The following is a 24391-nucleotide window of genomic DNA, read 5'->3' on the forward strand; positions in this document are numbered from 1 at the left end:
TAAATGTTAATTGTCAAGGGTTAATTGTTAATTGTTAATCACTTTCTTTTGACAAGGCTTGCTTTGATAGGGTAGTGGTCGGAATAGGGTGTATGGCTATATACCTTGTGGGAGGTGATTTTGAAATAAGGGTCAGCTAAAATGTAGTCGATACGGAAAGGGAAGTAAGGGAAATCATAGGTGCTGCCAAAGCCAGAGCCTGCCTCCTGAAAGCTATCAATGAGGCCTCGGTCTTGGATTTTTTGGTAGAGATAGGAAAAGGCGGTATTGTTAAAATCTCCACAAACGACAATAGGATAGGGAGACCGATCAGCATGGGCATTGAAGAGCTCTACCTGTGCCTGCTGAATGGCAAAACGTCGGGGGAGTTTTAGGAAAATCCGCTTGGAGTTCTCTTGGCTGATCTCGGTGTCTTCTATATGAAAGGATTCAAAATGAAGACTATAGACCCTTAGGGTATCTTTTCCAGTTACGATGTCCGCAAAGATTCCATTGTTGCCCGTATGGGGAAAGTCCAAGGAACCACTCTCTATGATCGGGTAATCGCTTAGGATGGCCTGCCCTATTTTGTCTTTGGGGTTCTTATAGATAAATTTTTTATACTTGTAGAAGGGAAAGCTCTTATTCTCTTTGCTATAAAACTCCTGTAAGGCAAGGATATTGGGGTGCTCTTGCGCTATAAATTGGATAATCTGATCTCTAAGAGAGCTGTCCGGATTCCATTTGTAGTGATTGAAAAGGCGTACATTGAAGCTCATGATACTCAAGTGTTCCTTAGGGGCTTTCTTGCTCTTGGCGAACTGGACAAAGCGATGCATGAAGGGCAATCCGATAATAAACAAAACACTGGAGAAGAGGAACCACCAGCGACGACGTACGATCCATATCCCTATGAATATCATATTGGCCAACATCAGAATAGGAGTAAAGACAGTCAAGGAGGCGTATTCGAAGTATTGAGGAGGCACAAAAGGGAGTAGGTAGGCGAAAAGCAATATTACGCCTACCCCTCCATTAGCTAAAAGAATGATCTTTTCTACAAGGGAGAGTGTTCTCCAAAGATTTTTCATAAGATAGTATTTTTACTCACGGATCACGAGTATTTGGCCTAAATTCAATTTAGGTTCATTCATATTGTTCAGTGCCATAAGATCATTTACACTTACCCCTGAACGGCGAGCAATACTATAGAGGGTATCTCCTTTTTTGACAATATACATCTTGATAAGCTCCATAGCAATCTCTTCTGTAGGGGTATTATTTGCTTCTTTTTGCGCCACTCGTGTGCTGTCTACCTTTTGTACGGTGACGCTTGTATCCTTTTTTGCACTATCATCCTTTTTGGCGACTGTTTTTTGAGTGTTTTTTGCAGTAGTGGTAGGAGCATTTACTTTTTTAGCAGCGTTGCTTTCTTTTTTAGGAGTTGTATTCTCCTTAGCTACGGCCTTTCCTGTCTCTTTTTTCTTTTCTAAGGTAAGGGGAGGACTGTTAGGAATAGGCGAAAGGGGTTTGTCCTCTACAAAAGCATAGCCGAGTACTTCAGTATCATAGGTAAAGAGTTCGTATTTTTTGATAAGAAGCAAGAGCTTTTGTGGATACCCAGGGTCGGTGGCATATCCTGCTTTCTTGAGTCCGTAAGCCCAGCCTTTATAATCTCCAGCCTTTAGCTGAAAGAGGAAGGCATAGCGAGAACGATTGACCAAGAATTGAGAATGGTCTTCGAAGGAGGCTTCCGGATGCTGGTATTTTCTGAAACATTCGCCCTTGGCATCGTCGTCATGAGTGATGGTGTCTCCTTCCCAGTCGTAATGACACTTGATACCGAAGTGGTTACGAGCATGCCGAGCCAAGCGGCCTTGGCCAGAACCACTCTCCAAGATGGCTTGTGCTAAGGTGATACTGGCGGGGATTCCGTAGCGTTGCATCTCCACCATGGCAATATCTTTGTAGGTTTCTATATACTGACGGATTAGGGCAGGGGTCACCTTTACAGCCGAGGTGGCCTCTAATTCCTCAGGGGTTTCCGGTTTTTCCTTATCAATATAAGTCTCACTGGGCTTGGTCTCTGTGAGTATTTTTTCAGGAATACGGGTGATAGGTTTCCTTGCAGAGCCATTCTTATGCCCAGTACTACAAGAGGTGGCCAAGGCCATGAGACCGATAAAGCTAACTAATTTCTTGTTCATAATCCAATGTTTGTTTCTTTTTTTGGTTAAGGTGTTGGTTCATTCCATATATTCCTTGCAATCCACCGGTGTGGATAGCTAAGATTTTGCTGTTTTTTGGAAAAAAACCTTTCTCAATCAGGTCAGTAACGCCATAGATCATCTTCCCTGTATAGACAGGGTCTAAGGGAATATGGGTTTGCCTGAAAAAATCATTGAGAAAGCGGATAAAATCCTCATTAACCTTGGCATAGCCCCCTAAGTGATAATCATGGATCAGTTGCCAATGGCCTGGGGGGTGTATCCATTTTTTAATTTCTTCCTCTAAAAACTGACCACAGAGAGCCGGGAAGCCCAGTACCTTCTGGTGAGGTAGGGCAGTGTTGATCAGCCCTGCGATGGTACCTCCCGTACCTACCGCAGTGGTAATAAAGTCATAGTCCTTGTCCTCTGGAGTGAGAATTTCCTCCGTACCCTTGATAGCCAGGGCGTTGGTGCCTCCTTCCGGGACATAGTAATAAGGGCCAAAACGTTTGGCCAAGTCCTCCTTGAAAGCCTCTGTATGTTTCAGTCGGAACTGTTCTCGAGTCACAAAATGAAAACGCATACCACAGTCCTGAGCAAAGCTTAGGGTAGGGTTGTGGGGGACAGCATTGGCCAATTCGTCTCCTCGAATCACACCAATGGTCTCTATACCCGCCACTTTCCCTGCATAGGCGGTGGCTGCAATATGGTTTGAGTAGGCTCCTCCAAAGGTGATAAGTCTTTCATACCCCTCTTGGATAGCTGCCGATAGATTGTACTTGAGCTTCCGGTATTTGTTACCGGAGACATGTACATGGGTTTTGTCCTCGCGCTTTATATACAGAGTGATTCCATGAGGATAGTTGATAGGGACTTTTTGAGTCTCTATGACTGGAATCGCAATCATTTTTAAGCGTCTATTTTCTTGAACAAAATTACACGCTAATTCCTTATAATGTGTTTTTTAGAAATAGAAGGACAGAGAAGAGCGCTATTTCTTTAAGAAACAGCAGATACTTGATATTTGCTTAAGTGATTGATTATAAATAGGTTGTTTGCTTTAAATAAATCGCTATACAAAAAAAATTAGCAATCAAAAAATAATTTTCAACAATAAAAGGATTGTTGTTAATTAGTTGGTTTTAACGGTTATTTTTGTTGTGAAAAACACAATTGTTTATAAATAAAAGTTGTCAAATGTTGATAACCTAAGGGGAAGTGGTGTTTTATAAGTATTGAAAATCAGTCATTTACTAATGTTGAACTTAGCTATAATTCATGTCTCACAATTCTCCCTTCATGGACTCATTATCCATGAATTGTGAGAGGCTAAAAAGTTTTCTTTTTTTTCTTCAAGGTTTTAAAAAAAGTCGTATCTTTGCACAGACATATTGTGTGTAATAAATCTAATTATTAATAGCGAAAGAACATAAAAAATCTCATACTATGACAAGAAAAAAATGGTTTCTACTGCTCTCGGTATTGTTACTCTGTGGAGTGGGGTATTTTGTGTATCAGCGATTTGTAGCGCCTACACGTATTGCTTTGGTGAATTTTATGAGTTACCAATCTTCCAATATTATCCTATCGAATAAGGATAAGTTTATCAAGTTCGAAGAGGTTTCTACCGATGAATTAGACAAACTCAAGGGGGTGGATTTTGTCTTGGTATGGGGAATGGGGATGAAAGTAACAGAAGAACAACATAATAGACTAATTGAAGTTTCTCAAAAAGTACCCTTTCATAGTTTTGCGGTGACCAATCCGGATAATGATCTTAGCAACCTCTCGAAGGCTGATCTCAAGCGAGTATCCGAATACCTGGAGAGTGGTAGTAAGGAGAACTATCAGAACTTAGCACGCTATATACGTAAATATATAGATAAGAAATGGTTTGCCTTAGAGCCTGCTCCTGCGATAGAGCGTAAGGAAAATGTATATTTTCACCTGGATGATGAGCTTTCGTTTGATAACTTGCAAGCATATGAGGCCTATCTCAAGGAACATCATTTCTACCAAGAGGGAGCGCCTAAAGTGGCTATAGTAGCGGGCTTGCACGATCCTTTTGCAGGAAACAAAGAACACCTCAATGGGGTGATAAAGGCCTTACAAGATGAGGGGATGAATGTCTATCCCTTTACAGCACAGGCCAAGCGCATGACATTTTTAGAAGAAATAAATCCGGATGCCATCGTTTATTTCCCTCATGGACAGATGATGATGGGTGCTCCGGAGCAATTTATCAACTGGATTAAGCAGAAGAATATTCCTTTCTTTACAGGGCTTTCGGTACTGACTCTCAAGGAGAAATGGGAAAAAGACCCCATGGGAATGGCCGGGGGCTTTTTGGGGCAGACGGTAGTGATGCCCGAATTGGACGGGGCTCTTTATCCCTATGTGGTTATTGCACAGGATAAGAATAAGGATGGGTATTATTTCCTCAATGCGATTGGAAATCGTGCGGCTAAGTTTGCCAAAATCATACACCGCTTTACCCAGCTAAAAAAACAAGCCAATGCGGATAAGAAGTTGGCTATAGTCTATTTCAAGGGAGTAGGGCTTAATCCGCCAGTGGCTCAAGGCTTAGAGGTGGTGGAATCGCTTTATAGCTTTCTCAAATCCCTCAAGAGGGAAGGCTATAAGGTAGAAGGGCTTCCCGCTACAGTGGAGGAGTTCAACACTTTGCTCAATACCCATGCCAACACTTATAGAGCGGGCGCCAAAGGTGAGATAGAACGCTTCTTCGCACAGGGACAACCCGCCTTGGTAGAAGCCAATGAGTTGGATACTTGGCTTAAGGCAACTCTTCCGCAAGACCTTTATAAGGATGTAGTGGCTCATAATGGCGCAGTACCAGGCAATTACCTAACAACTCATAAGGAAGGGAAAGATTATTTGGCGGTAGCTCAGCTCACCTTTGGAAATGTCACCGTACTACCACAACCTCCAGCGGCTATCAGCACCGAAGATGACTTCAAGGTACAGCATGGGGTCAAGGAAATTCCTCCTTACGCTTATATAGGGGCTTACCTATGGGTGCAGAATGGCCTCAAGGCGGATGCCTTGATACATTTTGGTACGCATGGTTCCTTGGAATTTACCCCTCATAAGCAAGTTACGCTTTCTGACTATGATTGGGGAGATATCTTGGTGGGGACAGTACCTCACTTCTACTACTATACTATTGGTAATATAGGAGAGGCTATGATGGCCAAGCGCCGTTCCTATGGCTCGATTGTCTCCTACCTGACTCCTGCCTTCACCGAGAGTGATATGCGCAATACCTTCACGGAGTTGGAAAATACAATTCTCTCCTATCAGAAATCAAAAAATCCTACTGATAAGAATGCGATTTCGCTACATATCAAAAAGCTGGCAGTTGGTATGGGCTTGCATCGCGACTTGCGCTTGGATAGCCTTCTTACCCAACCCTATACAGAGGCCGAGATAGATCGCCTCTCCGACTTTGCAGAGGAGATTGCCACCGAGAAAATCAACGGAGAGCTTTATACGATGGGAGCCCCTTATTCAGCGGACAAAATTGCCTCTACAGTAGTGGCTATGTCAGCCGACCCTATCGCCTACAGTGTAGCGGCTCTAAACAAGATAGATGGGAAGGTGAGTGAGAAAGACCTCAAGCGCAAGGTCTTTTTCTCCGAACATTATTTGAATCCTGCCAAAGCACTCGTCAGTCAGGTACTTGCTGGTAAGCCTGTAACAGAAGCGCTTATCTGTACCTATGCGCATATCACCCCTGAGGAATTGGCCAAAGCCAAAGAGACCATGGCCGTAGAAGACCAAGCAGGGATGCCTTATTTTCTTAAGAAACAGTTAGATAAGGAAGCTGCTCAGGCAAAGGAGGCTCCTGGTCAAGCAAAGATAGATAGTGCTAAGGGTAAGAAACCTGATGCGGTTGGTAAAGCTACCAAAACGAAGAAAGCTCCAATGAAGAAAGAGGAACGCAAACCTATTACCGAAAAGGAATTAGCTGAATTAGCAGCTAAAAAAGCAAAAATAGAGCGTGCTCGCGCTATAGTAGCCATAGAAGAGGCGATTACTCATATCATATACTACCGAGATGGCTTACAGCAAAGTCCTTATTTGGAAGAAAAGGCTTTTTTCAATGCACTTAGTGGAGGCTATACCCCTCCTTCCTCCGGTGGGGATGCGGTTGCCAATCCTAAAGGAGTGCCTACAGGGCACAATCTCTATTCCATTAATGCAGAAAGTACCCCAAGTAAGTTGGCTTGGGATAGGGGCGTGGCCTTAGCTCAAGATGTACTCAATGAATATAAGAGCAAACATGGGGAGTATCCCAAGAAGATTGCCTATACCTTTTGGAGTTCCGAGTTTGTAGAAACCGAGGGGGTCTCCATAGCTCAAGCGCTTTATATGCTGGGGGTAGAACCAATATGGGATACTTTTGGACGTGTGGGCGATATACGCCTGATTCCTTCCGAAGAGTTAGGACGCCCTCGTATAGATGTGGTTATCCAGACCTCTGGGCAGTTCCGAGACTTGGCAGCCTCTCGCCTTTTCCTCCTTACCAAAGCGATAGAGATGGTCAGTGCACTTCCTGAAGAGCCTTATGCCAACCAGGTGAGTGCTGGTACTGTGGATATAGAAAAGGAACTGGTAGCGGCAGGGGTACCACCTAAGGAAGCGCGTGAGATGTCCACCCAGCGTATTTTCGGAGGCCTGCAAGGAAGGTATGATACCGGTATCAAAGAGTTGATCAATGCAGGGGATAAGTGGGAGACCCAGCAGGATATCGCCCAAGTGTATATGCACAATATGGGTGCCTTCTATGGAACAAAAGAGAATTGGAGCCAGTTCCAGGAAGGTATGTTCCGTGCTGCGATCAAGCATGCAGACGTGCTCATCCAGCCACGACAGAACAATACTTGGGGTGCTCTAAGCCTTGATCACGTATATGAGTTCATGGGAGGGATGAATGCCGCAATCAAGGAAGTAACCGGCAAAGACCCCGATGCTTACTTGGCCGACTATCGCAACCATAAGAATATGCACCTACAAGAACTCAAGGAAGCCATAGGGGTAGAGGCGCGATCTACTATACTTAACCCTAAGTATATCAAGGAAATGATGAAAGGTAAGGCCTCCGCTGCTGGACAGATTCAAGAGATTGTAACCAATATGCACGGCTGGGAGGCTACCCGTCCTGAACTAATTGATGATGCACTATGGAATGAGGTCTATGATACTTATATAGAAGACAAACAACAGTTGGGTGTCACTGAATTTATCAAACGAGAGAATGCTGTTTCCTTGGAAGAGGTAACCGCAGTGATGCTGGAGGCTACTCGTAAGGGTATGTGGAAGGCATCGGCCGAGCAGATAACTAAGTTGGCAACCCTTCATACCGATTTGGTAAAGCAGTATGGGGTAACCTCCTCCCATTTCTCCTCTGAGAATAAGAAGTTACAAGCCTATATCTCTCAAAAAGCTCCAGAGGCCAATGCGCAAGTATATCAGAAGCAACTTTCTGCAGCCAATGAGGCTACTCAAGAGGAGTATGATACCAAGAATAGCCAAGTGCTTCAAAAAGAAGAAACCTCCACCGCACAGGAAAAGAAGCAAGTTTCCTTAGATGGTGTATGGATAGGAGTGGCGGTACTGGTTGCCCTTGTGGGATTGGTGGTATTTGTCAGAAAAAGAAGGAAATAATGATTAATGCCAATAATACCAGCAATGATTAATAGATTAAGTTTTGTAACTTATTGATTTTAAAAAAAGAGCTTCAATAATAGATTGAAGCTCTTTTTGGTTAATACACAACGAATTGTACCTCTACGGGAGACTATGACAGGAAAGGAATTGTCTTGGTTAGTGCTTGTTTAGAGGTGCAATTTATTGTTTCTTAGTTAGTTAGGTCTGTAGGGCTGATTGTGGAATTAGACAAGTAGCGTGTCTTTGACAATTAACAATTAACAATTGATAATTATACTTGTAGTATCGTATAAATTTTGTAATTTTGAGCCGAAATTTTGAGGCTTTCCAATGAAGCATATCTTTGTTGCTAAAACGTTATTCTTATTGCTGGCTGTGGCTTGGTTGCAGGGGTGCAATCCTACTAAGAAAGTGCCAGAGGGGGCATATCTGCTTCGTAAGAATACGATTTCTGTAAATGATAAGAAACCTAAGAATAGCTATATTTACGGTTATCTAAGGCAGGAACCCAATTCACGACTATTGGGGATCCCTTTGGGCCTGCTTATCTATAACTTAGCCGATGATCACGCAGAAGAAAACTATCAAAAATGGCTGGAACGGCACCCTAAGTGGCATCGCTTTTTGGATGGATTTCTCTCTAAAAAACAGACCCAACGCTTGGGGAAGTCTTTCTTAATTTCGGGGAAGGATCGAATGCTCCAGCATATGGGACAGGCTCCTGTGATTATAGATACCGTACAGACTCGTAAAACGGCACAAACACTCCATACTTATTACAATAGTGTGGGCTATTTTAACAACAAAAGCCATTACGAGATCATCCCTTCGGATAAGAAAAAACAGGCTTCTGTCACTTATGTGTTGGATAGGGGACAGCATTACTATATTGATTCCTTGGATACACAGATCCTCTCTGCCGAGGTCGATTCTCTCTATAAAAAACACATCAAAGAACGTATTATCAAGCCTCATACCGTCTACCGTTTGGAGAATTTTGCCAATGAACGCGCTCGTATTACCAACCTGCTGCGCAACAATGGCTTCTATAATTTCCAACAAAGTGCAATAGACTTCACCATAGCACGAGATACGGTCTTCTATAACAGAGACTCTCTGATCAATGTAACCACTACGATAGCCAACTATTTAGACCGCTCTACAGATCCAGCGGTCGAACGCCCTTATAAGGCGCATCAGATAAAGAAAGTACACCTCTATACCGACTATGAGGCTTCCTTACCTGTAAGTGCTTATGATTCGATAGTGTACAAAGGAATTACTTACTATTACCGCCATAAGCTGCGTTATCGTAGGCAGACCCTCTATGATGCGATAGCCTTGCGCTCAAAGGAGCTCTATCGGGATACAGATCGCAATAATGCTTACCGACAGATTAACAATCTTCGTACCTTCAAATATCCTAATATCCAATACCACTACGCTAAGAATGATACCCTACAGCATATCTTAGAGGCTGATATATTTCTCGAACCTCTCAAGCGTTTCTCTACAGAAACGACCTTAGAGCTTTCCCACTCTACTATACAGGATTTTGGGATAGGTTTTAGTACTTCCTTTATCGCAAGAAATGTCTTCAGAGGAGCAGAAACCTTGGAGGTCACTCCTCGTATCACTATGGGAGCGCAGCAATTTTTGGATGGTAGTTCCGCATTTTTTAATATTTTTGAATATGGAGGGAGCTTGCGCCTTACCATTCCAAGGATATGGTTCTTCGGTCGGATAGAATCTCTGATTCCTTTCTCTAAAACACCTCAAACTATTCTACAGTTCTCCACCAGTGCACAGGAGAATATTGGTTTGGATAGGCAGAAAACCACAGGAGTAATACGTTATACCTGGAATCCTAATATTACAAATCGCAACATATTGGAACTCTTGGATATAGAGTATGTGCATAACAAAAATCCTCGGAATTACTTCAATGTATATGAAAGCTCCTATGAGTTTCTCAATCAAATAGTTAGAAATGAAGGAGCTCCAGCAGGTTTTTTGGATACACATGGTAACTTATACAGGTCCAAAGCCTATGATTTTTTCCTCTACGATATGTTCCGGCGGGACTGGTCGGATCCGGCCCAGAGAAATATAAACTTGCTCAATCTCTATGAACGTTTCTATCACCTTACACGCAATGACCTGATTCTTGCTACGAGCTTCACTTATATGTCGAATAATACGATGAACTACTATGAGCCCAACTATGAACAGTTCCGAGTGAAGGTAGAAACGGCAGGGAACCTTCCCCAATTATTCAATATTATTCGTAAGCTCCCCACCGATGATCAGGGGCAGCGCAAGTTCATGGACGTAGCCTATGCCCAATATGCCAAGGCAGAGGTGGAATATATCAAGCACTTTCCGCTATCGACAAGGAAAAATAGTGGGGAAGTACTGGCCTTACGAGGTTTTGTAGGTTTTGCCAAGCCCTATGGAAATGGAAAGTATGTTCCTTTTTCACGTAGCTATTTTGCAGGAGGAGCCAATGACAACCGCGGTTGGCGTGCTTATTCATTAGGACCAGGCTCTTCAGGGTCTGTTTTGGAGTTCAACGAAGCCAACTTCAAGTTGGCCGCTAATGCCGAATACCGCTTTACCATAGCCAATGCCCTAAAAGGAGCCTTGTTCTTGGATGCAGGGAATATATGGCATCTGTTGGATGAAGAAAATAGGACAGAGGCTATGCTGGATCGCTTTTCTGATATATCGGATATAGCACTTGCCACAGGCTTTGGCTTGCGCTTTGATATGAATTATTTTGTCATCCGAGGGGATTTCGGGATGAAGCTATATAATCCTTCCATAGCGGCTACCTCTCACTGGACGAATGAGTTGAAACTATCTGATTTTGTTTTCAATATAGGAATTAATTATCCTTTCTAAAGAATTGTATAACCCTTAAATAAAAAATAAAGATGAATAAAGGACCAATCTCTCAATTTATTGAGAAGAATTTTCTACACTTCAATGCTGCTGCCTTGGTAGATGCAGCCAAAGGTTATGAAAAACACCTCCAAGAAGGAGGTAAGATGCTTGTAGCACTTGCCGGGGCTATGAGTACTGCCGAACTGGGGATTTCCTTGGCAGAGATGATACGACAAGGAAAGGTGGATATCATCTCTTGTACAGGGGCTAACCTCGAGGAAGATGTGATGAACCTAGTGGCTCACTCTCACTACAAACGTGTACCTCACTACAGAGACCTTACTCCAGAACAAGAGAGAGAACTCTTAGACGGACACTACAATCGTGTAACCGACACCTGTATTCCAGAGGAAGAGGCTTTCCGCCGCCTACAAAAACACTTAGAAGAGGTATGGCATAAGGCCGAGGAAAAAGGAGAACGTTATTTTCCTCATGAATTCCTCTATCAAGTAGTACTTTCAGGGGTTTTGGAACAATACTATGAAATAGACCCTAAGAACTCATGGATACTGGCCGCTGCGGAGAAGAATATTCCTATCATATGTCCAGGTTGGGAGGATTCTACCACCGGAAATATCTTTGCTGCCAATGTAATCAAAGGAAACCTCAAGGCTCATACTGTAAAGACAGGTATAGAGTACATGATCTATCTTACCGAATGGTATCGCAACAACTCAGCCGGTAAGGGAGTTGGTTTCTTCCAAATAGGAGGGGGGATCGCTGGGGATTTCCCTATCTGTGTGGTGCCTATGATGTACCAAGACCTCGAATGGGAGGATGTGCCTTTCTGGTCTTACTTCTGCCAAATATCTGACTCTACCACCAGCTATGGTTCCTACTCAGGAGCTGTGCCTAATGAAAAAATAACTTGGGGTAAGCTGGATGTAGATACCCCTAAGTTTATCGTGGAATCCGATGCGACTATAGTAGCACCGCTTATCTTTGCCTACATACTGAATCAATGATGAATGACCAATGACCAATGATTGATAATATGAAAAAACAAATCACGGATACCGTACTGATGATACGTCCTGTTCGTTTTAGAACAAACGAAGAGACCTTGGTGGATAACTACTTCCAAAAGGGCATTAATATCACCAATGAGCAGATCAACCTCAAGGCGCAAGAGGAATTTGATGCCTTGGTCGGCAAGCTCCGAGCGGTGGGAGTACATGTGATCGTGGTGGATGATATCTATGAAAGAGATACCCCTGATTCTATATTCCCGAATAACTGGATTAGCTTCCACAATAATAAGAATGTGGTATTCTATCCTATGTTTGCCGAAAACAGACGTAGGGAGCGCCGTGAGGACATCTTGGATATAGTGGAAGCGGAAGGCTTCGAGATAGAGAATGTATATGACTATACAGAAGCCGAGGACGAAGGGCTCTACTTAGAAGGAACAGGGGCAATGGTCTTGGATAGAATCCATCGCAAGGCCTATTGTGCGCTTTCTGCCAGGGCTAATGAAGAATTATTCATAGAGTTCTGTGAAGATTTCGAATATACACCTATTATCTTCAAGGCTTTTCAAAAAGATGGAGAAGAGCTCAAGCCTATCTATCATACCAATGTAATGATGGCCTTGGGGGAGACTTTTGCTATCATCTGTCCTGATGCAATAGAGGATAAGAGTGAGCGCAAAAATGTACTGAACCACCTCAAGGAAGATCACAAGGAGATCATCACGATAAGCCAAAAGCAAGTGGACTGCTTTGTAGGAAATATGCTCCAAGTGAAAGGGAAAGATGCCAAATACTTGGTGATGAGTGAAACTGCATACAACGCCCTAACGCCTCAGCAAATAGCTGCTATAGAGAAACATACCCAAATACTCTATAGTGACCTCTCCACCATAGAGGTATGTGGTGGCGGTAGTGCCCGCTGTATGCTGGCGGAAGTCTTTGGAGTGAAAAGTGAAGCGTGAAAAGTGAAGCATGAATATTGAAAAGAGGCTTTCCCAAAAAAGGAAGGCCTCTTTTGTTATAGAGTGAAAGTGCTCCCTATGAAAAAGCCCTAATCTGTATAGTCTATCTATCTTTTCGGATTTTAATCCATTCATCGACTTGCGCGGTATCCTGCGCGGTAATAAGAAGTGTTATTATAACCTGAGTTCGATTTAAGTAACAGCCCCACCTATTTATTAGATGGGGCTGTTATTTTTTGCCTTGCGGGGATTCCGCTATTTAACCTCTTCGAAGTCAACGTCTTGTACGTTGTTATCGGGGCCTTGGTTAGGTTGAGCTCCTGGATCGGAGTAGCCAGCACCTGGGTTGGCACCACCTCCTTGTTGTGCTCTGTAGATATCTTCAGAGGCACTCTTCCAAGCTTCGTTGATTCTTTCCAAGGCTGCATCGATAGTGGTAACATCCTTACTATCGTAGGCACTCTTAAGCTCTTCTAATGCACTTTCGATGGCTGCTTTTTTGTCAGCAGGCAATCTGTCACCGAACTCTTTGAGTTGCTTTTCAGTTTGGAAAATAAGCGCATCCGCTTCGTTGATCTTAGTAGCGACTTCCTGCGCTCTCTTATCCGCTTCGGCATTGGCTTCGGCATCACGCTTCATTCTTTCGATTTCTTCTTGGGTAAGTCCAGAAGAGGCTTCGATACGGATGTCGTGGGTCTTACCAGTACCTTTGTCGGTAGCCGATACGTTGATGATACCATTGGCATCGATATCGAAAGTTACTTCGATCTGAGGTACGCCACGTGGTGCGGGTGGGATACCATCCAAGTGGAATCGTCCGATAGTCTTATTGTCTGCTGCCATAGGTCTTTCTCCTTGCAATACGTGGATTTCCACACTAGGTTGGTTATCAGCAGCAGTGGAGAAGATCTGAGATTTCTTGGCAGGGATTGTTGTATTAGCTTCGATGAGCTTGGTCATCACACCACCCATTGTTTCGATACCGAGGGAAAGCGGGGTGACGTCAAGCAAAAGAACGTCTTTTACATCTCCGGTAAGTACCCCTCCTTGGATAGCGGCTCCGATGGCTACCACTTCGTCAGGGTTTACACTCTTATTAGGTTTTTTACCGAAGAAGTTCTCTACAGCTTCCTGAACCGCAGGGATACGGGTAGAGCCTCCCACGAGGATTACTTCATTGATATCACTTACCTCAAGGCCTGCATTTTGGAGTGCTTTCTTACAAGGCTCAATGGTACGAACTACGAGGTCTTCAATAAGGAGCTCGAACTTAGCACGAGTGAGTGTGCGTACTAAGTGCTTAGGCCCTGTGGCAGTAGCGGTGATATAAGGAAGGTTGATTTCGGTCTGCATAGAGGCAGAAAGCTCGATTTTAGCCTTTTCAGCCGCTTCTTTGAGGCGTTGTAGTGCCATAGGATCCTTGCGGAGGTCGAGACCTTCTTCTTTTTCAAATTCTTCAGCAAGCCAGTTGATGATTTTTTCATCTACATCGTCTCCTCCAAGGTGGGTATCCCCATCGGTAGCGAGAACTTCGAATACACCGTCACCGAGTTCAAGGATAGAGACATCGTGAGTACCACCACCGAAGTCGAATACTACGATCTTATGGTCGTTATGTTGCTTATCAAGCCCATAAGCAAGAGCAGCAGCAGTAGGTTCGTTGATGATACGTTCTACCTTAAGACCAGCGATCTCACCAGCTTCCTTGGTAGCTTGACGTTGAGCGTCGTTGAAGTAAGCAGGAACGGTGATTACCGCACGGCTTACGGTTTGTCCCAAGAAGTCTTCCGCAGTTTTTTTCATTTTCTGAAGAATCATAGCAGAGATTTCTTGAGGAGAGTATAGGCGTCCGTCAATATCTACACGAGGGGTATCGTTATCTCCTTGTTCTACAGCATAAGGAACACGTCCTATTTCTTGACCTAAGTCAGAGTATTTGTTCCCCATGAAACGCTTAATAGAGTAAATCGTTTTCTTAGGGTTGGTCACTGCTTGACGCTTAGCGGCATCCCCTACCTTTATCTCGCCACCTTCTACGAAGGCAACCACAGAGGGGGTAGTTCTTTTGCCCTCTGCATTGGTAATCACCACAGGGTCATTACCTTCCATTACAGAAACACACGAGTTCGTGGTTCCCAAATCTATTCCAATAATCTTACTCATAATCGTATATTATCTTAATTTCTTATTTTGTTACTTATGCCTTATTATAGACAAGGATTATGCCAAAAGTAAAATTGTGACAAAATGGCAGTCCTTATCTCCAATCAATATTTTCTCTGCCAATAGATGTCAAGTATTCGTTGGTTTTGCTAAAATGTCTGTTTCCGAACCAATACCCACGATTGGCACTTAGGGGGGAGGGATGTCCTGAGGTAAGTACACAATGTTTTTGAGTATCAATTAGTTCTATTTTCTTTTTAGCAAAACCTCCCCATAAGAGGAAGACGATATGCTCACCATGGTCGGAGATTGCTTTGATAACCGCATCGGTGAAGGTTTCCCAGCCTTGTCCCTGATGGCTTCCCGCCTTATTGGCACGCACGGTAAGGGTTGCATTCAGCAGCAGCACCCCCTGTCTTGCCCAGCGGGAGAGGTCTCCACTTTCGGGATAAGGTAGCTGTAAGTCTTCTTGGATTTCCTTGAATATATTGACCAAAGAAGGAGGGTGTGCCACCCCTTCTCTTACTGAAAAGGAAAGGCCATTGGCTTGCCCTTCTCCGTGGTAAGGGTCTTGCCCTAAGAGCACGACTTTTAGTTGCGCTACAGGGCACTGGTCAAAGGCCGCAAAGATTTCTTTTCCCTTTGGATAACAAGTATGTTCGCTATATTCTTTTTTGACAAAATCAGTCAGTGATTCGAAATAAGGTTTTTCGAATTCATGGTGAAGTAGGGAGTTCCAAGAGGGATCGATGCGTACAATCATAAGAGTCTATATTTCTTGAGCGGCTAAATAACGTTCGGCATCCATAGCAGCTATAGCACCACTTCCTGCAGCAATAATAGCTTGTCGGTAGTGCTTGTCAGCAGCATCACCCGCTACAAATACCCCTTCTACATTGGTACGGCTGGAGCCTGGTACATTCTCAATATATCCTTCCTTATCCAAAGAGAGGTAAGGAGCGAAAATATCCGTATTAGGCTTATGACCGATAGCTACGAAGAAGCCTGTGATAGGAAATTCGGAAAGTTCTTGAGTCTTGTTGTTACGTACTCTGATAGCAGAAACCACTTGTCCATCACCGAGGATCTCCTCGGTTTCTGTATTGAACAAAATAGTAATATTTTCCACTTTTCTTACACGTTCTTCCATAATCTTGGAGGCACGGAAAGCATCACGGCGTACAATCATGGTTACCTTCTTACAGATTTTGGAAAGGTAGAGCGCTTCCTCACAAGCAGAGTCTCCTGCTCCTACGATAGCCACCTCTTGGTTTCTGTAAAAGAAGCCATCGCATACGGCGCAGGTAGATACCCCTCCTCCTGTTCGCAAATAATGTTGTTCGGAAGGTAGTCCGAGATACTTGACCGAAGCTCCTGTACTAATGATGATACTATCGGCATGAATTTCCTTATCCTCCACCCATACTTTGAGGGGTTTGGCAGAGAAATCTACTTTGGTAACCCAGCCAGAACGAATATCAGCCTCAAAGCGGCGGGCTTGTTGTTCGAACTGCATCATCATCTCAGTTCCTGTAATTCCTTCAGGGTAGCCAGGGAAGTTCTCTACCTCATTGGTAGTGGTGAGCTGTCCTCCAGGCTGTTCCCCTTGGTATAATACAGGTTTGAGATTGGCTCTTGAAGCATAAATAGCGGCAGTGTATCCGGCAGGGCCAGAGCCTATAATTAAGCATTTGATTTTTTCTACAGACATAATAATATTGGTTAAAAGTGAATGTTTTTATTCATCCTCTTCGCTCTTAGGCTGGAGAACAAACTCTTCCATGAACTTAGTGGTATAGTTACCGGCGACATAGTCGGGGTGATCCATAAGTTGCTTGTGGAAGGGGATGGTAGTTTTGATTCCTTCGATGACAAATTCGTCCAAGGCGCGCTTCATCTTAGCGATGGCCTCTTGTCGGGTTTGCGCTGTTACGATGAGCTTGGCGATCATAGAGTCATAGTTGGGCGGGATGGTATATCCGGCATAGACATGAGTGTCGAGGCGTACTCCGAAGCCACCAGGGGCATGGAAAGCGGTGATACGTCCAGGAGAAGGGCGGAAGTCATTGAAAGGGTCTTCGGCATTGATACGGCACTCGATAGCGTGTAGTTTTGGAGTGTAGTTACGTCCGGAGATAGGCACTCCGGCAGCCACGAGGATTTGTTCTTTTATCAGGTCATAGTCAATCACCTGTTCTGTGATAGGGTGTTCTACTTGGATACGGGTATTCATCTCCATAAAGTAGAAATTGCGGTGCTTATCCACGAGGAATTCCACTGTACCAGCCCCTTCGTATTTGATAGATTCGGCAGCTTTGACAGCAGCTTCTCCCATTTTTTGACGTAGTTCGTCGGTCATGAAAGGGGAGGGCGTTTCCTCGGTAAGTTTTTGGTGACGTCTCTGTACAGAGCAGTCGCGTTCGGAGAGGTGGCAAGCCTTACCGAATTGGTCACCAACGATTTGGATCTCGATATGTCGGGGTTCTTCGATAAGTTTTTCCATATACATACCATCGTTTCCGAAGGCAGCGGCAGCCTCTTGGGTAGCACTTTCGAAGGCCTTTTCGAGGTCTTCCTCTTTCCATACAGCACGCATCCCTTTTCCACCTCCTCCGGCGGTGGCCTTGAGCATCACAGGATAGCCCATTTCTTTGGCTATTTTCTTTGCCTCGTGGATATCCTTGAGTAGGCCATCAGAGCCAGGAATGGTAGGCACTCCAGCTGCTTTCATGGTCGCCTTAGCGGTTGCCTTATCTCCCATTTTGTCAATCATCTCGGCAGAAGCCCCGATGAACTTAATCCCATTTTCAGCACAAATCTTAGAGAACTTGGCATTTTCGGAGAGGAATCCATAGCCAGGATGGATGGCATCCGCATTGGTAATTTCAGCAGCTGCGATGATATTGGTGATTTTAAGGTAAGAATCCTTACTTGGGGCGGGGCCGATACAGACCGCTTCATCGGCAAAGCGCACATGAAGGCTATCGGCATCCGCAGTAGAATATACAGCCACCGTTTTGATTCCCATTTCACGGCAGGTACGGATGACCCTAAGGGCAATTTCTCCACGGTTGGCTATTAAGATTTTTTTAAACATTTTCTAAGAATTTTAAGGAACACTACTTATACAGGACACCTCGAGACTAAGAAGGGTCTACCAAGAAGAGTGGTTGGTCATATTCTACAGGAGAAGCACCATCCACGAGTACTTTCACGATCTTACCGGATACTTCGGATTCTATTTCATTGAATAGCTTCATGGCCTCGATTACGCAAAGGGTCTGTCCTTGTACGATATTGTCGCCTATTTCCACAAGGAGTGGCTTGTTAGGCGCTTGTCGTCGGTAGAAGGTACCAATGATAGGAGACTTGATAGTGATATATTTTCCATTTTCCTCATCATCGTGCTCTTTGGTAGCCACAATATTAGCAGGGTCGCTCACTGGGAATACAGGTTGCGCTATAGGAATCTGAGTCTGAGGGAGTCCTTGTGCTACATAAGGTTGTTGGACAAATACCGTTTCGGGACGCCCTTCTTCGCCGGAGGTTTTAATTGTAATTTTTACATCCTCCATTTCAAGTTTTACTTCGCTGGCGCCCGACTTGGCTACGAATCGGATTAGGTTTTGAATGTCTTTTAAATCCATAGTAAATAATTATATTTTCAATGAGTTAAACATTATCTGCAATAGGTTCTGATGAAAATCATTTATTCAGGGCACAAAAATACTAAAAAGATTTTATATGCCTCCTGTTTTTTTAGGAAAAAATTAAAACTTCAGAGAGATTTAATATTTTTCAACAAAGATTATAAAAAATAAGTTCTTACAATTATTTATTTAGGATCATAAGCCCACTTCATATATAGGGATCCCCAGGTGAATCCGCCTCCGAAAGCCACAAAGATGATATTATCTCCTTTTTTGAGTTGTTTTTCATAATCATAAAGGGCTAAGGGTAGGGTAGCGGAGGTGGTATTGCCATATCGTTGGATATTGACCATTACCTTCTCGTGAGCAAGTCCCATGCGATCGGCAGTAGCATCGATAATACGTTTGTTGGCCTGATGGGGTACGAGCCAGTTGAGGTCGTCTGCCGATAACTGATTGCGTTCAAGAATCGCATCGGTGGCATCGGCCATACGGGAGACGGCATATTTGAAAACCGTTTTTCCGTCCTGATAGAGGTTGTTCTGCCCGGCCTTGAGTGTTTCGGGAGTGGTAGGGAGTATGGAGCCTCCGGCATCTATTTTAAGATATTCGCGCCCGGCACCATCACTACGGAGGTATTCGTCCTGTACGCCCAATCCTTCGTAGTTAGGCTCGAAGAGTACGGCACCCGCCCCATCACCGAAGATGATACAGGTAGCACGGTCGGTATAGTCTATAATGGAGGACATTTTGTCAGCTCCTACCAGAAGAACCTTTTTATATCTGCCTGATTCTATATAGCGAGCAGCTACGGACATTCCATAGAGGAAGCTGGAGCAGGCCGCTTGTAGGTCTATTGCGAAGGCGTTGATGGCTCCAATCTGAGTGGCTAAGTAGGCACCCGATATAGCTACCGGCATGTCGGGGGTTACGCTAGCAAAAAGTACCAGGTCAATATCCGCAGGGTTGGTACCTGTCTTGCGGAACAAATCTTCAACCGCCTTAATGCCCAAGAAGGAAGCTCCTTTTCCTTCTTCCTTTAGGAGTCTTCTCTCCTTGATACCTGTACGGGTAGTAATCCATTCATCGGTAGTATCGACCATAGTTTCTAATAAACTATTGGACAAGACAAAGTCGGGGACATATCCGCCTACACCAGTTATAGCAGCTGTAATTTTTGTCATAAAAATCAAATTTAGAGGGCTCACAATAAGAGCCTATAGAATAGAGGCGCAAGTTACAAAAAAAATACGAATTATAATGTAAAAGAAGCTGTTTTTATCATTTGTTGTCAAAAATTAGGTTTTGAAGTGCTGATAGAGATATACATCTTGGTATTTTCCATCGAAAAACAGCCAGTCTTTCAGTAAGGTAGTACATAAGAAACCTTGTCCTTCGAAGAGTTTTTGGCTAGCAATATTTTTTTGAGGAATATAGGCCGTAAGCTGGTGTAGGTCAATAAAAGTAAAAGCATACGAGCAGAGCGCTTTTAGCGCTCGGGTTGCAATTCCTTTTTGCCGGAAAGGAGCTACAATGGCAATTCCTACAGAGGCACGCTTGTTCTTGGGCTGAAAATCATATAGGTCAGCGCAGCCTACCGCCTCTTTTTGGTAGGTAATCACCAAGCGCTGTTGCCGAGCTTGATAGATATCTTCGTGGGCATTTTCGATATAGGCTGTAAGCACTTTTCGAGAGAAAGGAGACTGGGTCTCACTCACTTCCCATAAGGAAGGGTCATTCTCTAACTGATAGAGAAAATCTATATCTTCAGGTTCTAAGGCTCTTAACGCTACCATGTTGGGTTATACATTTATATTGCCTTCAAATACAAAATCAGCCCCTCCGATAAGCCAAACATTGGAATATTCTTTTATTTTTAGACCAAGAAATTCTTTTTTGACCTCGAAAGTAACCTCCAAGGTACCCCCCTTGGTCTCCAGAATGATATATTCAGCCTTGGTTTTGCCTGTTTTGTGCATGGCAATAGCCGTAGCGGTAGCTCCAGTTCCACAAGAATAGGTCTCATCCTCCACGCCACGCTCATAAGTACGCAATTTGAAGCGGTTATCAGCAATAGGTTCTACAAAATTGACATTGACTCCCTCAATATTGAAAGGGACTCCATAACGGATTTCAGCTCCTTTTTTCTTGACATCAAGGTTGTCAAGGTTCTTGACTACCTCCACATAGTGGGGAGAACCGGTATCCAAGGTTACCCCTTTTTTTACTTTAGAGATATCACTGACATCTTGCATCTGAAGATGGATGAGGTTATTCTTGAAAAGGGCTTTGTGTAGGCCATCAGGAGCGGAAAAAGTAGTTTCTTCCTTTGAGATAATCCCCAGCTTATGGGCAAAGGCAACGATACATCGCCCTCCGTTGCCACACATGGTGCTGGGATTGCCATCCGAGTTGTAATAGAACATGGCAAAATCGCTTTCAGGGTCATTCTCCAGTAGAATCAGCCCATCGGCACCGATGCCAAAATGACGATGGCAGAGGTGAGCTACTAACTTGACATCTTCTTTAGGGAAGGTGTTGGTACGGTTGTCAATCATGATGAAATCATTACCGGCACCTTGATATTTGTAAAAATGTATCAGTCTCATGATTTTTATTTTTAAGGGCAAAAATAGAAAAAAATGATATAATAAACAAAAGAATGAAAAAATATTTTCAGGAAAGTATTTTTTTATTTTGTCTTTTACTGAAAAGATTGTAAATTTGCCACCCAAAAATAATGAAAAGTGAACAGAGAAAAGTGAATAGTTCTATTATAGTATAAATCAATAGTTAAAATGTTGTTAATAAATTAGACTATACAATTGTTTTCTACTATTGGTATTGTTAGTTTTTCACTTTTCACTAAATGGCTTTTCATTTTAAAACTAAATAGTTGTGTGGCGAGAGAGAACAAAATTGGTCGTTAAAGACGAAGGCTTAGAGAAATTAGAAAAATCGCATGTCCTTGTGGTAGGACTGGGCGGTGTGGGTGCTTTTGTAGCTGAATTTTTAGCCCGAGCAGGGGTAGGAGCGCTTACCATAGTGGATGGAGATGTGGTGGATGTCACCAATAAGAACCGGCAGCTCATAGCCCTTGATTCTACCATAGGGCAACCCAAAGCGACCCTTGTAGCTACACGACTTAGGGATATCAATCCTCAAATAATACTTCATGTCATCACAGATTTTCTCACTCCTGAAACGGCTTATGATTTGGTAGATAGTCGGTTCGACTATGTTGCGGATTGTATAGATAGTATTTCGCCCAAGATAAGCCTACTGAGGGCTTGTCATGATAGTCGTGTGAAGGTTATCAGCAGCATGGGAGCGGGAGGGGTACTGGATCCTTCCAAGGTAAAGGTGGCCGATATATCCCAAACACGTGACTGTCCCCTGGCGCGAACCATCCGCAAGCGCTTGAAAAAAGAAGGAATACAACCTAAATTCAAGGCGGTCTTTTCGCTTGAACTTCCTGACAAAGATATGATGGCACTGACCGATGGTACTAACTTCAAGCGTTCCTATTATGGCACCATGAGTTATATGCCTGCTCTCTTCGGTATCCATGTAGCTGGAGTGATTGTACGTAAACTCATAGAATAGCTTAGAACCAAAAGCCAATATTGAAAAGCCAAATGAACTTATCCGTTTCTGGTGAATAAGTAGCCTTAAGCTCAATAGGGCCTAAGAAAGAATTGGCACTTAGGCCTAAGGCATATCCTGTATATCGAGGTAGTGAAAACCAATTTCGTTCGGCAAACATATTCTCATCCGCATTGGCTACATTGGCAATGGCTTTGAGATAATAGCGCTTATAGAAGCGGTAGCTGAAAGAAAGTTCCCCCTTGAGGAAGTCATAATTTCCAAAACTCAAGTAATCATATCCGTAAAAAGGCAGCAGATTTCCAAAAAAATTATCCCCTTGTCCTCCAAACACATACTGCAAGAAAGGGGCATTGGGCAATCCTAAGTGAAAGCCTGCCGAACACATGGCTTTTCCTGAAAGCCGATCGGTAACCTTCCAAGCGCCTCCTATATCTCCTTTTACTAAAATCAAAGGGTTGATTCGCTCTCCAAATCCTGTAGAATGAAGATACCAAAGCCCACGCGCATCGAAATACACCCCCTCGGTAGGGAAGAGCGCATTGTCCAAGGAATCATAGCGGAGGTAGCTGAAGAGAGAGTAATAATTAACCTTTCCTTCGAAGTTCTCAGGCTGTATTTTTACCTTATATAATTCATGCTGTAGCCCAAGCCCCGCCAAGAACTTACGCTTAAAAAGAATAGACTGCAAGTACACCTGATTCTTTAGGCGAGAGAGGGTTAAGTTCGTATCTCCCGTATTGAGAGAAAACCCTCTGAAGGAGATGTCACGACGGAAATGGTCGTATCTGCTCTGTATCCCATAACTGGTATAAAATCCTTTATCTACATAATAATCAAACTTATAGCGCAGGTTGTCTCCGGCAATGAAATCAAAGGAGATGAAGTCATCTTTCTGAAGAATACTCGAACGACTCAGGTTCAGCAAAAGGGCTGTTTGGTAAAGATTGTCATAGTGCAAGGACATCTTAACCCAGGTCTGTGCAGGGGCTTCATCCAAAACAAAGCGCAACTCTTCCCCTTGCTCAGTGGAGCAAATATGATAGTTGATCCCCTTGAAGTTTTGGGTAGCCATGATATTCTGTACGCCATCCTTGAGGTCTTTGAAAGAGATTTTTTCATCCCATTGGAAGCCCAATTTACCTCGGAGGTAGGCATCCGAATAGTGGTTGTTCCCTGAAAAAGTAATATTACTGATCCATAAGGAATCGGGGATTTTGGTATTGATAAGTTCCGGATCTTTTCTCTTGAGATATCGCTTAAGCCAATAGAGGTGGGGGAGTACCTTCTTGGTAGCTACTCGCCCAGAATCAATAATAGCCTGTCCTTCATTGAAAGAGATGACATTGTATCCCTTCATATCAGGATGGATATAGATGTCTGTTTTCTCTCGCTTCTCCTTCATGTCATTGGCTATTTTGTAGCCAGTAATCTGGAGCAAAACACTATTGGCAGAGCGCAGTTCCTCACGTGTCTTCAAGGGGGACTGTACATCTACCCCTATGATCACATCCATTCCTTTGGCCCTGACCTCATCAATAGGATAATTGTTCATCACCCCTCCATCGGTAAGGTAACGTCCATCAATATCCACGGGAGCAAAGAGGGTAGGGAAGGAGCCACTGGCCATCATTGCCTGCGCAAGGTCACCATGTTCTAAGATGACTTCCTGCCCCGTCTCCACATCGGTAGCCATACATAGGAAAGGGATGGGGAGCTTGGAGAAGTCGTCGATTTTGCGAACCCTATAGGTGAGTTGGCTTAGGAAATTATAGAGATTGACCCCTTGGGTAAGCCCTGCTGGGAGTGCAAATTTTCCATTCTGTAAGGCCAAGGACACCATATAGCGGTCACGATTCTCCTTTTCATAAAAGGTTTGAGCCGAGCGAGGTACATTATCTTGAATAATTTCCTCCATATCGGTGGCATGGAAGAGCGAATCAAGCTGTCGGGCACTATAGCCAGCCGCATATAATCCCCCTACGATAGCTCCCATACTGGTTCCTCCTATATAGTCAATCTCCACTCCTGCTTTTTCGATAGCCTCCAGGGCGGCGATATGAGCCAAGCCCTTGGCACCCCCTCCACTGAGCACCAGCCCTACCTTGAGGTCTTTCTTTCCTCGAAGGTCGGAGAGCGAACGAATTTTTTCCTGAGCGAGCAAACTGCTTGTACAGAGTAACAGGAGAAAGAGATAACATTGCTTCATAAAG

At 43.8% G+C, this 24391-nt stretch carries 17 protein-coding genes; 5 read left to right on the forward strand and 12 right to left on the reverse strand.

The features are described from left to right. Positions 1-38: 38 nt before the first annotated feature. From HMPREF1551_RS09660 to HMPREF1551_RS09670, 3 genes are read right to left on the reverse strand one after another with little or no spacing between them, the layout of a single operon-like run. A complete protein-coding gene (locus HMPREF1551_RS09660) occupies positions 39-1070 on the reverse strand; it encodes an endonuclease/exonuclease/phosphatase family protein (RefSeq protein ID WP_021628944.1) in 1032 nt (343 codons plus the stop codon). A 12-nt stretch (positions 1071-1082) separates the two neighbouring features. Then, on the reverse strand, positions 1083-2186 hold the full coding sequence (locus HMPREF1551_RS09665; protein ID WP_021628945.1) for a glucosaminidase domain-containing protein: 1104 nt from the start codon (positions 2184-2186) through the stop codon (positions 1083-1085). Further along, entirely contained in the window at positions 2167-3096 is a 930-nt protein-coding gene (locus HMPREF1551_RS09670) for a 1-aminocyclopropane-1-carboxylate deaminase/D-cysteine desulfhydrase (RefSeq protein ID WP_021628946.1), read from the reverse strand. The genes HMPREF1551_RS09665 and HMPREF1551_RS09670 overlap by 20 nt, the downstream gene beginning before the upstream one ends. A gap of 539 nt (positions 3097-3635) precedes the next feature. Between HMPREF1551_RS09670 and HMPREF1551_RS09675 the strand changes: the two genes are divergently transcribed. The 4 genes from HMPREF1551_RS09675 (at position 3636) to ctlX (ending at position 12759) form a co-directional block, all read left to right on the forward strand. Then, the gene (locus HMPREF1551_RS09675) at positions 3636-7877 is read left to right on the forward strand and encodes a cobaltochelatase subunit CobN (protein WP_021628947.1); all 4242 of its coding nucleotides are present in this window, start codon (positions 3636-3638) and stop codon (positions 7875-7877) included. Between the two features lie 333 nt (positions 7878-8210). Further along, positions 8211-10784 carry a BamA/TamA family outer membrane protein gene (locus HMPREF1551_RS09680; protein ID WP_021628948.1) on the forward strand — a complete coding sequence of 858 codons (2574 nt, stop codon included), beginning with the start codon at positions 8211-8213 and terminating at the stop codon, positions 10782-10784. A gap of 32 nt (positions 10785-10816) precedes the next feature. Further along, on the forward strand, positions 10817-11791 hold the full coding sequence (locus tag HMPREF1551_RS09685; RefSeq protein ID WP_021628949.1) for a deoxyhypusine synthase family protein: 975 nt from the start codon (positions 10817-10819) through the stop codon (positions 11789-11791). 29 nt (positions 11792-11820) lie between these two features. Then, positions 11821-12759 (forward strand): citrulline utilization hydrolase CtlX, encoded by a 939-nt coding sequence (gene ctlX / locus HMPREF1551_RS09690; protein ID WP_034544617.1) that lies wholly within the window; start codon positions 11821-11823, stop codon positions 12757-12759. Positions 12760-13014: 255 nt separating this feature from the next. Here the strand turns inward: ctlX and dnaK are convergent, their stop codons facing one another. From dnaK to dapF, 8 genes are all read right to left on the reverse strand, one after another. Then, a complete protein-coding gene (gene dnaK, locus HMPREF1551_RS09695) occupies positions 13015-14922 on the reverse strand; it encodes a molecular chaperone DnaK (RefSeq protein WP_021628951.1) in 1908 nt (635 codons plus the stop codon). A gap of 94 nt (positions 14923-15016) precedes the next feature. Beyond that, positions 15017-15685 (reverse strand): uracil-DNA glycosylase, encoded by a 669-nt coding sequence (locus HMPREF1551_RS09700; protein ID WP_021628952.1) that lies wholly within the window; start codon positions 15683-15685, stop codon positions 15017-15019. 6 nt (positions 15686-15691) lie between these two features. After that, positions 15692-16636 (reverse strand): thioredoxin-disulfide reductase, encoded by a 945-nt coding sequence (gene trxB / locus HMPREF1551_RS09705; protein WP_196800722.1) that lies wholly within the window; start codon positions 16634-16636, stop codon positions 15692-15694. A 24-nt stretch (positions 16637-16660) separates the two neighbouring features. Then, on the reverse strand, positions 16661-18019 hold the full coding sequence (accC, locus tag HMPREF1551_RS09710) for an acetyl-CoA carboxylase biotin carboxylase subunit (RefSeq protein ID WP_021628954.1): 1359 nt from the start codon (positions 18017-18019) through the stop codon (positions 16661-16663). Positions 18020-18065: 46 nt separating this feature from the next. Continuing rightward, positions 18066-18569, reverse strand: a complete 504-nt coding sequence (gene accB / locus HMPREF1551_RS09715) for an acetyl-CoA carboxylase biotin carboxyl carrier protein (RefSeq protein ID WP_021628955.1) — start codon at positions 18567-18569, stop codon at positions 18066-18068. A 188-nt stretch (positions 18570-18757) separates the two neighbouring features. Then, complete coding sequence (locus tag HMPREF1551_RS09720) at positions 18758-19756, reverse strand: beta-ketoacyl-ACP synthase III (RefSeq protein ID WP_021628957.1); 999 nt, start codon at positions 19754-19756, stop codon at positions 18758-18760. A gap of 114 nt (positions 19757-19870) precedes the next feature. Continuing rightward, complete coding sequence (locus HMPREF1551_RS09725; protein ID WP_021628958.1) at positions 19871-20368, reverse strand: GNAT family N-acetyltransferase; 498 nt, start codon at positions 20366-20368, stop codon at positions 19871-19873. 6 nt (positions 20369-20374) lie between these two features. Next, a complete protein-coding gene (gene dapF / locus HMPREF1551_RS09730; protein WP_034544618.1) occupies positions 20375-21181 on the reverse strand; it encodes a diaminopimelate epimerase in 807 nt (268 codons plus the stop codon). Positions 21182-21470: 289 nt separating this feature from the next. Between dapF and HMPREF1551_RS09735 the strand changes: the two genes are divergently transcribed. Beyond that, a complete protein-coding gene (locus tag HMPREF1551_RS09735; protein ID WP_021628960.1) occupies positions 21471-22178 on the forward strand; it encodes a ThiF family adenylyltransferase in 708 nt (235 codons plus the stop codon). A gap of 1 nt (position 22179) precedes the next feature. On the opposite strand, the gene HMPREF1551_RS09740 is transcribed toward HMPREF1551_RS09735, so the two are convergent. Continuing rightward, positions 22180-24387: a patatin-like phospholipase family protein gene (locus tag HMPREF1551_RS09740; RefSeq protein WP_021628961.1), complete on the reverse strand. Its 2208-nt coding sequence runs from the start codon at positions 24385-24387 to the stop codon at positions 22180-22182. Positions 24388-24391: the final 4 nt, after the last annotated feature.

It is taken from the genome of Capnocytophaga sp. oral taxon 863 str. F0517 (assembly GCF_000466425.1).
Taxonomy (GTDB): domain Bacteria; phylum Bacteroidota; class Bacteroidia; order Flavobacteriales; family Flavobacteriaceae; genus Capnocytophaga.

Coding starts and splice junctions, on each gene's coding strand:
- HMPREF1551_RS09660 (WP_021628944.1), bottom strand. CDS start 1,070: ATGAAAAATCTTTGGAGAACACTCTCCCTTGTAGAAAAGATCATTCTT.
- HMPREF1551_RS09665 (WP_021628945.1), bottom strand. CDS start 2,186: ATGAACAAGAAATTAGTTAGCTTTATCGGTCTCATGGCCTTGGCCACC.
- HMPREF1551_RS09670 (WP_021628946.1), bottom strand. CDS start 3,096: ATGATTGCGATTCCAGTCATAGAGACTCAAAAAGTCCCTATCAACTAT.
- HMPREF1551_RS09675 (WP_021628947.1), top strand. CDS start 3,636: ATGACAAGAAAAAAATGGTTTCTACTGCTCTCGGTATTGTTACTCTGT.
- HMPREF1551_RS09680 (WP_021628948.1), top strand. CDS start 8,211: ATGAAGCATATCTTTGTTGCTAAAACGTTATTCTTATTGCTGGCTGTG.
- HMPREF1551_RS09685 (WP_021628949.1), top strand. CDS start 10,817: ATGAATAAAGGACCAATCTCTCAATTTATTGAGAAGAATTTTCTACAC.
- ctlX (WP_034544617.1), top strand. CDS start 11,821: ATGAAAAAACAAATCACGGATACCGTACTGATGATACGTCCTGTTCGT.
- dnaK (WP_021628951.1), bottom strand. CDS start 14,922: ATGAGTAAGATTATTGGAATAGATTTGGGAACCACGAACTCGTGTGTT.
- HMPREF1551_RS09700 (WP_021628952.1), bottom strand. CDS start 15,685: ATGATTGTACGCATCGATCCCTCTTGGAACTCCCTACTTCACCATGAA.
- accC (WP_021628954.1), bottom strand. CDS start 18,019: ATGTTTAAAAAAATCTTAATAGCCAACCGTGGAGAAATTGCCCTTAGG.
- accB (WP_021628955.1), bottom strand. CDS start 18,569: ATGGATTTAAAAGACATTCAAAACCTAATCCGATTCGTAGCCAAGTCG.
- HMPREF1551_RS09720 (WP_021628957.1), bottom strand. CDS start 19,756: ATGACAAAAATTACAGCTGCTATAACTGGTGTAGGCGGATATGTCCCC.
- HMPREF1551_RS09725 (WP_021628958.1), bottom strand. CDS start 20,368: ATGGTAGCGTTAAGAGCCTTAGAACCTGAAGATATAGATTTTCTCTAT.
- dapF (WP_034544618.1), bottom strand. CDS start 21,181: ATGAGACTGATACATTTTTACAAATATCAAGGTGCCGGTAATGATTTC.
- HMPREF1551_RS09740 (WP_021628961.1), bottom strand. CDS start 24,387: ATGAAGCAATGTTATCTCTTTCTCCTGTTACTCTGTACAAGCAGTTTG.